At 66.5% G+C, this 11,431-nt stretch carries 6 protein-coding genes; 5 read left to right on the plus strand and 1 reads right to left on the minus strand.

Annotated elements, in window-relative coordinates; translation table 11 throughout:
* The coding region (locus BJQ90_RS04370) for a ribonuclease domain-containing protein (RefSeq protein ID WP_319004600.1) at positions 1-328 on the plus strand (328 nt) is incomplete at its 5' end.
* Positions 329-334: 6 nt separating this feature from the next.
* Positions 335-691 (plus strand): barstar family protein, encoded by a 357-nt coding sequence (locus tag BJQ90_RS04375; RefSeq protein WP_226759085.1) that lies wholly within the window; start codon positions 335-337, stop codon positions 689-691.
* Positions 692-725: 34 nt separating this feature from the next.
* On the opposite strand, the gene glgP is transcribed toward BJQ90_RS04375, so the two are convergent.
* Positions 726-3,344 (minus strand): alpha-glucan family phosphorylase, encoded by a 2,619-nt coding sequence (gene glgP, locus BJQ90_RS04380; protein ID WP_226759086.1) that lies wholly within the window; start codon positions 3,342-3,344, stop codon positions 726-728.
* A gap of 142 nt (positions 3,345-3,486) precedes the next feature.
* Between glgP and BJQ90_RS04385 the strand changes: the two genes are divergently transcribed.
* From BJQ90_RS04385 to BJQ90_RS04395, 3 genes are read left to right on the plus strand one after another with little or no spacing between them, the layout of a single operon-like run.
* The gene (locus BJQ90_RS04385) at positions 3,487-5,568 is read left to right on the plus strand and encodes an alpha-1,4-glucan--maltose-1-phosphate maltosyltransferase (protein WP_319004601.1); all 2,082 of its coding nucleotides are present in this window, start codon (positions 3,487-3,489) and stop codon (positions 5,566-5,568) included.
* On the plus strand, positions 5,565-7,361 hold the full coding sequence (gene treS, locus BJQ90_RS04390) for a maltose alpha-D-glucosyltransferase (protein WP_226759087.1): 1,797 nt from the start codon (positions 5,565-5,567) through the stop codon (positions 7,359-7,361). Before BJQ90_RS04385 ends, treS begins: the two co-directional genes overlap by 4 nt.
* 1 nt (position 7,362) lies before the next feature.
* Complete coding sequence (locus BJQ90_RS04395; RefSeq protein WP_226759088.1) at positions 7,363-11,052, plus strand: 1,4-alpha-glucan branching enzyme; 3,690 nt, start codon at positions 7,363-7,365, stop codon at positions 11,050-11,052.
* The last annotated feature ends 379 nt before the right edge of the window (positions 11,053-11,431 follow it).

The raw sequence follows: 11,431 nt of genomic DNA on the forward strand, positions 1-11,431 counted from the left end.
CACTGCCGTACCCGCTGCGCCGCGCGCCGCCGCGAACTCCTCCGGACTGCCGGAAATCAAGGCCTCCGAACTTCCCGCCGAAGCCCGCCTGACCCTGGCGCTGATCGCCCGGGGCGGTCCGTATCCGTATGCCCGGGACGACGTCACCTTCGGGAACTTCGAGCGCGTCCTGCCGCGTCAGTCCTCCGGCTACTACAAGGAATACACGGTCAGGACCCCGGGTGAATCGGACCGCGGAGCCCGCCGGATCGTGGCCGGACAAGCCGGCGAGAAGTACTACACCCCGGACCATTACAACTCGTTCACATTCATCGCCGAAGGCAAGTAGGAACCCATGAAGATTTACTCCGCAGACACCTGGACCATCGAGGAACTGCAGGCGCTGGTGGACGACGCCGGCCGGCGCGCCGTGCTGATTCCGGCTGCAGAGACCAAGCGGAACGTCCTGGAGACGTTCGCGGAGACGCTGCACTTCCCGGCGGACTACGGTGTGAACCTGGACGCCCTCAACGATTCGCTGCACGACTTCGCCGATGCGGTCGCCGATGACGGCCAGGCACCGATTACCTTCATCTGGGAAGTCCCGGCCGCCTTCCGGTCCGACCGGGCCTTCGGGGTCATCTGTGAAATCCTGCAGGACGCCGAACGGTACGCCGGCAAGAACCTGGCCGTCATCGCCGTCTGCCTCTGACGGGCATGCGGTCAGCCGGTTCGCGGAACGGCCTTTAGGCGTTGACGATCAGGCCCAGTTCAGCTCTGGAGGCCAGCGCCGTGTGCTTCGGGAGCACCCGGACCGTGTAACCGAAGGATCCGGACCGGTCGATCACCACCGTTCCGCTGAAAAGGTGGCGTCCCTTGCCCAGGTCTTCAATCGACTTCAGCTCGGCCACCGTGACGTCGGCCAGTTCGTCGCTGTCCTCCGCCCGGCCGTACGCCACCTCGACCGACACATCATCCGGGGTGAGGTCGTGCAGGGCCACGTAGGCGTTGACCTGCAGCATGTCGCCGATCTGCGGGTCCTCCGAGACGCCCACCGAGTCCACATGCTCCACCTGGATCTGCGGCCAGGCGGCCCGGACCCGGGAAATCCAGGCCGCGAGGGCTTTGGCTTCGGCGAAATTGTCCTTCACTGCCCGGCGGCCGGCCACGGCGGCCGGCCGGTACAGGACATTGACGTAGTCCTGGAGCATCCGGTCCGCTGAGACGGCCGGGCCCAGATGGGACATGGTGTGCTTGATCATCGAGACCCAGTGCGTCGGGACCGCCTGCCGCCCGGGCTGGGAAGGCCCCGCAGCGCCGGCGCCGTCAGAGACTGTCAGCCCGTAGAAGCGGGGCGCAACCTGCGTCTCCAGCAACTCGTACAGCGCAGCCGCCTCGATGTCGTCGCGTTCCTCGGGGGAGGCGTCGTTGTTGGCGGTTGGAATCGCCCAGCCGTTCTCGCCGTCGAACATCTCATCCCACCAGCCGTCCAGGACAGAGAGGTTGAGTGAGCCGTTCAGGGCGGCTTTCATTCCTGAAGTGCCGCACGCCTCGAGCGGGCGCAGCGGATTGTTCAGCCACACATCGCAGCCCGGGAACAGGGTCCGGGCCATGGCGATGTCGTAGTTGGGCAGGAAAACGATCCGGTGCCGCACCGCCGGGTCGTCGGTGAACCGGACGAGGTCCTGGATCATCTTCTTGCCCGCGTCATCGGCCGGGTGGGACTTGCCCGCAATGACCAGCTGGATCGGGTGCGTCTTGTGCAGCAGCAGGGCCTTGAGCCGCTCGGGTTCGCGCAGCATCAGGGTGAGCCGCTTGTAGGTCGGGACACGCCGGGCAAAGCCGATGGTCAGGATGTCCGGGTCCAGGACGGAATCCGTCCACGCCAGCTCGGCGTCGGCTGCCCCGCGCTTCTTCCAGGCGGCCCGGAGCCGGCGCCGTACATCTTCCACGAGGGACACCCGCATCTCCCGGCGGAGGGCCCAGAGGTCCTCGTCGCTGACGTTGTAGGCGAGGTCCCAGCGGCCGTGCTCTTCCGCGTCGGCGCCGAACTGCTCGCGGGCCAGGTCCGTGACTCGCGGGTCCACCCAGGTGGGCACGTGCACACCGTTGGTGACCGACGTGATGGGCACCTCCGAGTGGTCGAATCCCGGCCACAACGCCGAGAACATTCCGCGGGACACCACACCGTGCAGTTTGGCCACGCCGTTGGCACGCTGGGCCAGCCGCAGGCCCATCACCGCCATGTTAAACACGAAGGGATTGCCGTCGGTGTAGTCCTCGCGGCCGAGGTTCAGGATCTTGGCCACCGGCACGGCCGGGGCCAGCCCGGCGTCGAAGAAGTGCTGGATCTGCGAGACCTCGAAGCGGTCGATGCCGGCCGGGACGGGGGTGTGGGTCGTGAAGACAGTGGAGGCGCGGCCGGCGGCCAGCGCCTCTTCCCAGCTCAGCGGTTCCGCGGCGGCCATCATTTCCTGGATCCGCTCCACGCCCAGGAAGCCGGCGTGGCCTTCGTTGGTGTGGAAGACTTCCGGCGCGGGGCTGCCGGTGAGTTTCTGGAAGACACGCAGGGCCTTCACCCCGCCCATGCCGAGCAGGAGTTCCTGCTGGAGGCGGTGGTCGCCGCCGCCGCCGTACAGGCGGTCGGTGATCCCGCGTGCGGCCTCGTCGTTGCCCGGAACGTTGGAGTCCAGCAGCAGCAGCGGAACACGCCCGACGTCGGCGCGCCAGACGTGCGCCAGCAGCCGCCGGCCGTTGGGCAGCGGAAGCGAAATCTGGATGGGCTTGCCGTTACCGTCGGCAGAGGTCTCGCGCAGCAGGGTCAGCGGCAGCCCGTCCGGGTCCAGGACCGGATAGGTTTCCTGCTGCCAGGCGTCACGGGACAGCGACTGCTTGAAATAGCCGGCCTGGTACAGCAGGCCGACGCCGATCAGCGGCACGCCCAGGTCCGAGGCTGCCTTCAGGTGGTCGCCGGCGAGGATGCCGAGGCCGCCGGAGTACTGCGGCAGGACTTCGGTGATGCCGAACTCGGGGGAGAAGTAGGCGATGCACGCCGGCGCGCCGTCGCCGAGGCTCTGGTACCAGCGGGGCTGCTCCAGGTACCGGTCAAGGTCGTCCGCGGCAGCGTGGACCCGGCGCACCACGTCCAGGTCTGCGGCGAGACGCTGCAGTTCCTCCCTGCTGACCAGGCCAAGGAAGCTCACCGGATCGTGGTCACTCTCGGCCCAGATCTTCGGGTTCAGGCCCTCGAAAAGCTCCCGGGTGGGCCGGTGCCAGGACCACCGAAGGTTGGTGGCCAGCCGGGCCAGCGGCCGGATCGACTCGGGAAGAACGGTTCGGACGGTAAATCTGCGGATTGCCTTCACCTGCGAAACACTAACGGACAAGTCGGAGGCTCGGAACCGCTTTAAGTTTCTTTTGCATAAATGACGGCCCGGCATCCGGAAAACCTGCGAAAAAGCGGAGCAGGCTTAGCAATCTGGCCGTTTTGTCGATAACGTCGAGGCTGTGACGACTAACTCGCGAACCAGTGCCGTGTCCAAGCAAAAGCCGAAGGCCCTGATCACGGATGGCCTGCACTTTGGCCGTTTTCCGATCACCGCCGTGCAGCCCTCGGTCGAAGGCGGGAAGTTCCCTGCCAAAGCCGCTGTGGGTGAAACCCTGGTGGTGGGCGCCACCGCCTTCCGGGAAGGCCACGACCAGCTCGGCGTCAGCGCCGTCCTGCTCGATCCCCGCGGGAAGGAACGCCAGCGTGTCCGGCTCGCCCCGCCCCGTGGCCCACGCGGCATGGGAACCGACCGCTGGGAAGGTTTCCTGACCCCGTCCGCCACCGGCAACTGGTCCTTTGTGATCGAGGCATGGCATGACCGCTACGGCACGTGGCACCACAACGCCGAGGTCAAGGTGGAAGCCGGGATCGACGTCGAGCTGATGCTGGCCGAGGGGGCCGCGCTGTTTTCCGAAGCGTCCGAGGACTCTTCCCGCCCGTCTGCTGACCGGCGGACCTTGCGGATGGCCGTCGTCGGGCTCAACGACGCGAGCAAGACCGCGGAGGAACGCCTCGCCGCCGGCTTCAGCGCCGAGGTGGCCGCCGTCATCGCACGCCAGCCGATCCGCGAACAGGTCACCGTCTCCGAGACCTACCCGCTGCTGGTGGAGCGCGAACTCGCCGGCCGGGGTGCCTGGTACGAATTCTTCCCGCGGTCCGAGGGCGCCGTCCGCAACCACGAAACCGGCGAGTGGACCTCCGGCACGTTCCGGACCGCCGCCAAGCGCCTCGACGCCGTCGCGGACATGGGTTTCGACATCATTTACATGCCGCCGATCCACCCGATCGGCATCCAGCACCGCAAGGGCCCGAACAACACCCTGCTGGCCGGACCGCACGACCCGGGCTCCCCCTGGGCCATCGGGGCCAAGGAGGGCGGCCATGACGCCATCCACCCGGACCTGGGCACGTTCGAGGACTTCGACGCCTTCGTGGCGCGGGCCCGGGAGCTGGGGCTGGAAGTGGCCCTCGACCTTGCGCTGCAGGCCGCGCCGGACCACCCCTGGGTCACCAGCAACCCGGAGTGGTTTACCACCCGCGTCGACGGCAGCATCGCCTACGCCGAAAACCCGCCGAAGAAGTACCAGGACATCTTCCCGCTCAACTTCGACAACGATCCCGAGGGTCTGTCCAACGAGATCCTGCGCATCGTCTTGCTCTGGGTGAGCCACGGCGTCAAGATCTTCCGCGTGGACAACCCGCACACCAAACCGGTGTGGTTCTGGGAGTGGCTGATCGGCAAGGTCAACAAGAAGCAGCCCGACGTCGTCTTCCTCGCCGAGGCCTTCACCCGCCCGGCCATGATGCACGCCCTGGGGCGGGCAGGCTTCCAGCAGTCCTACACCTACTTCACCTGGCGGAACACCAAGGAGGAGCTGGAGGAATACTTCCAGGAAGTCAGCCACGAGTCGCCGGCCTACTTCCGGCCGAACTTCTTCGTGAACACCCCGGACATCCTGACCGAGTTCCTGCAGTACGGCGGGCCGCCCGCGTTCAAGATCCGCGCCGCGCTGGCCGCCACGGCGAGCCCCATCTGGGGCGTCTACGCCGGCTTCGAACTCTATGAGCACGTGGCCCGGCCCGGCGCCGAGGAGTACATCGACAATGAGAAGTTCGAATACAAGGCCCGCGACTGGGACGCGGCGGCCGAATCCGGCCGGACGCTTGCCCCGTATCTGAGCCGGCTCAACGCGATCCGTCACGCCCATCCCGCCCTGGGGGACCTGCAGAACCTGACGTTGCACGAGAGCACTGACAACGCCACTGTCGTCTACTCCAAGCACAAGACCCTCCCCGATGGCACGAAGGACACGCTGATCATCGTCGTCAACGTGGATCCGCACGGTATCCGCGAGAGCACGGTGACGCTGGATTTGGCGGCGCTGGAGCTCGATCCGGACGACCTGACGCACAATGGCCGGTTCATGGTGGATGATCTGGTGACCGGCGAGAGCTGGGAATGGGGGGAGTACAACTATGTTCGGCTGGACGCCCATGTCGAGCCTGCGCACATTCTTAGCATCCGGAGGCACCACCAGTGAGTTTCAGCCCGTCAAACCCCAACCAGCACTACAGCTCGAAGGGGTCCTATGAGTTGAATGCGCCGGGCCTCCAGCACGATCCGCACTGGTACCGCAAAGCGGTGTTCTACGAGGTCCTGGTCCGCGGATTTGCGGACGGCAACGGTGACGGTTCCGGTGACTTCCACGGGCTGATCGAGAAGCTGGACTACCTGCAGTGGCTCGGCGTTGACTGCCTGTGGCTTCCGCCCTTCTTCCAGTCCCCGCTCCGGGACGGCGGCTACGACATCTCCGACTACAACTCCGTGCTCGACGAATTCGGCACCATCAGCGACTTCAAGCGCCTCGTCGCGGAGGCCCACGCCCGCGGCGTGCGGGTGATCATCGACCTTCCGCTGAACCACACCTCCGATCAGCACCCCTGGTTCCAGGAGTCGCGCAAGGACCCGGACGGGCCCTTCGGCGACTTCTACGTCTGGAGCGACACGGATGAGAAGTACGAAGACGCCCGCATCATCTTCGTTGACACCGAGGAGTCCAACTGGACCTTCGACCCGATCCGGCGGCAGTTCTTCTGGCACCGCTTCTTCAGCCACCAGCCGGACCTCAACTTTGAGAACCCCAAGGTCATCGATGCGCTCTTCGACGTCGTGCGGTTCTGGCTGGACCAGGGCATTGACGGCTTCCGGGCGGACGCCATCCCGTACCTCTTCGAAGAGGAGGGAACCAACTGCGAAAACCTGCCGCAGACCCACGAGTTCCTCCGCAAACTGCGCAAAATGGTCGACGAAAGCTACCCGGGCCGCGTGATCATCGCCGAGGCCAACCAGCCGCCGGCTGAAGTGGTCGAGTACTTCGGCACCGAAGAGGAACCGGAATGCCACATGGCCTTCCACTTCCCGATCATGCCGCGGCTCTACTACGCGCTGCGGGACCAGAAGGCCGCACCCATCATCGAGACGATGAAGGACACCCCGAATATTCCCGAAGGTGCCCAGTGGGGCACTTTCCTGCGCAACCACGACGAACTCACCCTGGAAATGGTCACCGCGGACGAGCGTGCCGCCATGCTCGGCTGGTACGCCCCGGACCCGCGCATGCGCGCCAACATCGGTATCCGGCGCCGGCTTGCGCCGCTGCTGGACAATTCCCGCTCCGAGATCGAACTCATCAACGCCCTGCTGCTCTCGCTGCCCGGCAGCCCGTTCCTGTACTACGGGGACGAGATCGGCATGGGGGACAACATCTGGCTCGAGGACCGCGACGCGGTCCGCACCCCGATGCAGTGGAACCCGGACCGCAACGCCGGGTTCTCCAGCGCGGACCCCGGCAAGCTCTACCTTCCCGTGATCCAGTCGCTGGTCTACAACTACAGCATGGCCAACGTCGAGGCTGAAGCCGCCCACTCGGGGTCGCTGCTGCGCTGGACCCGCCAGATCCTCAGCGTCCGCAAGAACCACCCGGCCTTCGGACTGGGTGGCTTCGAGCACGTGGAAGCCGACCATGACGTGGTCCTCGCCTACCTGCGCGAACTCCCGGAAGGCAACCCGGCAGGTGAGGACAGCGAAACCATCCTGTGCGCCTTCAACCTGTCCCAGCATCCGGTGGCCACCACGCTGCGGGTGCCAAGGTTCGCCGGCCGCGGCCTGCGGGACGTGTTCGGCGGCCAGGCGTTCCCGGCGATCTCCGACGACGGCACCCTGACGCTGACCCTGGGCAGCCACGACTTCTTCTGGCTGCGGATCCGCTCCGCTGCCTCCAACCCCGCGTCGCCCTACACCCAGGCCATGCCTATCCTGTCCATCGAAGGCTGACATGACCCGACCGACCCTCACCCCCGCCCTGAGCGGCCTGCTCGGCGGCTGGCTCCCGCGCCAGCGCTGGTTCCCCGTCAAAAGCGCGGAGTTCAGCTTCGAGTCCGCCGGAGGCCTGAGCCTCGCCGGCGCACCCGGCGCCGCATCGGGGACTGCCGAACTCGAAGTGCTGCTGCTGGCCGTGAGCTATCCGACGCCGGACGGCTCCCGGACCGACGTCGTCCAGGTCCCGCTCAGCATCCGCCGTGCCCCCCTGGCCGGGGCGGAACCGGCGCTGATCGGCGAGATGTCCGGCCCCGGCCCCGACGGAACACCCGAAGCCCGGTGGATTTACGACGGCGTCCACGACCCGGCGTTCATCGCGGCGTGGCTGGAGCTCATGCGCACCGGCGGCACCACCCCTTCCGGGAACGCCGCCGGGCATCTCGTGGAGTCCGGCTACCGCCTGCCCCGGGCGACCGGCCTCGTGAAGGTTCTCACCGGGGAGCAATCGAACAGTTCCGTGATTGTCGACGACGCCGCATCGGCGGCGATCCTGAAATTCTTCCGGGTGCTCTCCGACGGCCACAACCCCGAGGTCGAGATCGGTGCAGCCCTGACTACCGGGCACACCGTGGAAGTGCCGGCGACCCTTGGCTGGGTCACCGGCGAGTGGCAGGCCCCGGACGGGGAGCAGGGCCCCCGCGCCGCGCACGGCGAACTTGCCGTGGCACACGAATTTCTTGCCGGCGGGCTGGACGCCTGGCGGCTGGCCGTCGACGCAGCCAGCAGCGGCCGCAGTTTCACCGCGGAGGCGCACGCGCTCGGCGCCGCGACCGCCACGGTGCACGGCCGGCTCGCCCAGGCACTGGGGGTCGCCTCCGAGTCCGTCCCGGGACACGACATTGCGCCCGGCGTGGCCCAGCGGGTGCGGCAGTCCTGGGCGCAGGCCGGGACCGCCGTCGGCCCCTACGGTGAAGCGCTGGACAGGCTCCTCGAGCGCCTCGAAGGCAGCGGCGCCGGCCCCCTGCAGCGGATCCACGGCGACCTCCACCTCGGCCAGATCCTGCAGGTTCCGGGCGGACCCGGGAAGGCGCCGCGCTGGGCCATCCTCGACTTCGAGGGGGAGCCGCTCCGGCCGATCTCGGAGCGAAATTTCCCGGATGTTCCCTTGCGGGACGTCGTCGGAATGCTGCGGTCCTTTGACTACGCCGCCGGCGCGGCCGTCCGCGAGCACCCCGAGGCCGACGTCCCGGCAACCTGGGTGGACGACTGCGCCGAGGCCTTCCTGGCCGGCTACGCGGAAGTCATCCCCGGCAGCATCGACCGCGATTCGCCCCTCTTCGTGGCGCTGTGGCTCGACAAGGCCCTCTACGAAGTCATCTACGAACTACGAAACAGGCCGGACTGGCTCTCCATTCCGGTGCACGCATCACGTCGTCTCCTCAGCAGTACAGGCTCCGGCGTTCCCGCCGAAGCCGCAGCGGAAGGTAACAAAATGACAGGTTCAGCACGTATCGATCGTCCCGGAAGTCCACTGCCGGTGGACGCGGATACCCTGGCGAGGGTCGCCGCCGGCGAACACCACGCGCCGCACTCGGTCCTGGGCGCGCACCTTGATGACTACGGCCACGTCACCATCCGCACGGTCAAGCACCTCGCCGAAGCCGTCTCCGTGGTGACCGCAGCCGGCAGCTTCCCGATGACACACGAGTCCGGCGGCGTGTGGGTTGCCGTGCTGGAGCCGCTGGAGTCGGGACACGTGCCGGACTACCGGCTGGAAGTGACCTACGAGGGACAGGAGCCGGAAGCGGCCGACGACCCCTACCGTTACCTGCCCACCATTGGCGAGCTCGACCTGCACCTGATCGGTGAAGGCCGGCACGAGCGCCTCTGGGATGTGCTCGGCGCACACGTCCAGCACTACAAGTCCGCCCTGGGCGACGTCGATGGTGTCTCCTTCGCCGTCTGGGCGCCGAACGCCCAGTCAGTCCGCGTCAAGGGCGACTTCAACGGCTGGGACGGCCGGCAGCACTCGATGCGGTCCCTCGGCTCCTCCGGGGTCTGGGAACTCTTTATCCCCGGCGTTATAGCAGGGGCGTGCTACAAGTTTGAGATCCGTACCAAACACGGTTACTGGGTGGAGAAGGCGGACCCCCTGGCCTTTGGCACCGAAGTCCCGCCGCTGACGGCGTCCCGCGTCGTGGAGCCCTCCTACGCCTTCAAGGACACGGAGTGGATGGAGGCCCGCGCCGGCCGGGACCCGCACAACTCGCCGATGAGCGTCTACGAAGTGCACCTCGGCTCCTGGCGGGTCGGGCTCAGCTACCGGGAACTGGCCAAGGAACTGGTCGAATACGTCAAATGGCTCGGCTTCAGCCATGTGGAGTTCATGCCGGTCGCGGAGCACCCGTTCGGCGGCTCCTGGGGATACCAGGTCACGTCCTACTTCGCCCCGACGTCGCGCTTCGGCCATCCCGACGAATTCCGCTACCTCGTGGATGAACTTCACCAGGCCGGCATCGGCGTGCTGCTGGACTGGGTGCCGGCGCACTTCCCCAAGGATGAGTTTGCGCTGGCGCGGTTCGACGGCGAAGCCCTGTATGAGCACTCCGACCCGAACCTGGGCGAACACCCGGACTGGGGAACGCTGATCTTCGACTTCGGCCGCAGCGAAGTGCGCAACTTCCTGGTCGCGAATGCGCTCTACTGGTTCGACGAATTCCACATCGACGGACTGCGGGTGGACGCCGTGGCCTCGATGCTTTATCTCGACTATTCCCGCGAGGAGGGGCAATGGCAGCCCAACCGCTTCGGCGGACGGGAGAACCTTGAGGCCATCTCCTTCCTGCAGGAGGTTAACGCCACGGTCTACAAGACACACCCCGGGGCGGTCATGATCGCCGAGGAATCCACCGCTTTCCCTGGTGTCACGGCGCCCACGAGCCAGGGCGGCCTGGGCTTCGGCATCAAGTGGAACATGGGCTGGATGCACGACTCGCTCAAATACATGGCCGAGGATCCGTTCAACCGCAGGTGGCATCACGGCACCATCACCTTCTCCATGGTCTACGCCTACACGGAGAACTTCCTGCTGCCGATCAGCCACGACGAGGTTGTGCACGGCAAGGGCTCAATGCTGAAGAAAATGCCGGGGGACCGCTGGCAGCAGCTGGCGAACCTGCGGGCCTTCCTGGGCTACCAGTGGGCGCACCCGGGCAAGCAGCTGATCTTCATGGGCACCGAATTCGGCCAGGAGGCGGAGTGGTCCGAGCAGCACGGCCTGGACTGGTGGCTGGCGGAGATCCCGGCGCACCGCGGGATCCAGCTGCTGACCAAGGACCTCAATGAGCTGTACAGCTCCACCCCGGCGCTGTTCGAACAGGACAATGATCCGGCCGGCTTCCAGTGGATCAACGGCGGGGACTCAAACCGCAACGTCCTGACCTTCATCCGCCGGGACGCTGCCGGCAACCCCTTGGTGTGCGCCTTCAACTTCTCGGGGGCCCCGCACACCGACTTCCGTCTGGGCGTTCCCTCGGCGGGGGAGTGGCGGGAAGTGCTGAACACCGACGCCGACGCCTACGGCGGCTCGGGTGTCCTGAACGGGGGCGCCCTGACGGCCGCGGACCTCGACATCGACGGCCAGCCAGCCACACTCACCGTCACGCTGCCTCCGCTGGGTGCCGCGTACTTCAAACCGGTGAGCTGACGCCAGGCATCCCGGCCAGAGAACGGGCAGCCTAGGTTTCGTCGAAGAGCCCGGAATCCCCGTGATTCCGGGCTTTTTGCCGCCCTGTAGCGGGGGCCGCCCGGGCGCCTTTGTCACCACGGCAAAGTGGTGGTAGAGTTTATTTCCGCGCTGCTCCCCGGAGTTGAACGGCCACCAACACCACGATGCCTCACGGCGAGACTGGGTTGGGATGCCGATTTGACAAGGGTGAAGCAGCCCGGTAAGTTTGTGAAGTTGCTCCGGAGCGATCTGCGACCTGTGGTTGTGGTGGTGCCGGGTGTGTCTGTTGTTTGAGAACTCAATAGTGTGCCAAGTTTGTTGATACCAATTTATTGTATTGAATTGGTTGAATTGACTG

The sequence above is a fragment of the Arthrobacter sp. SO3 genome (assembly GCF_020532825.1).
GTDB lineage: Bacteria > Actinomycetota > Actinomycetes > Actinomycetales > Micrococcaceae > Arthrobacter.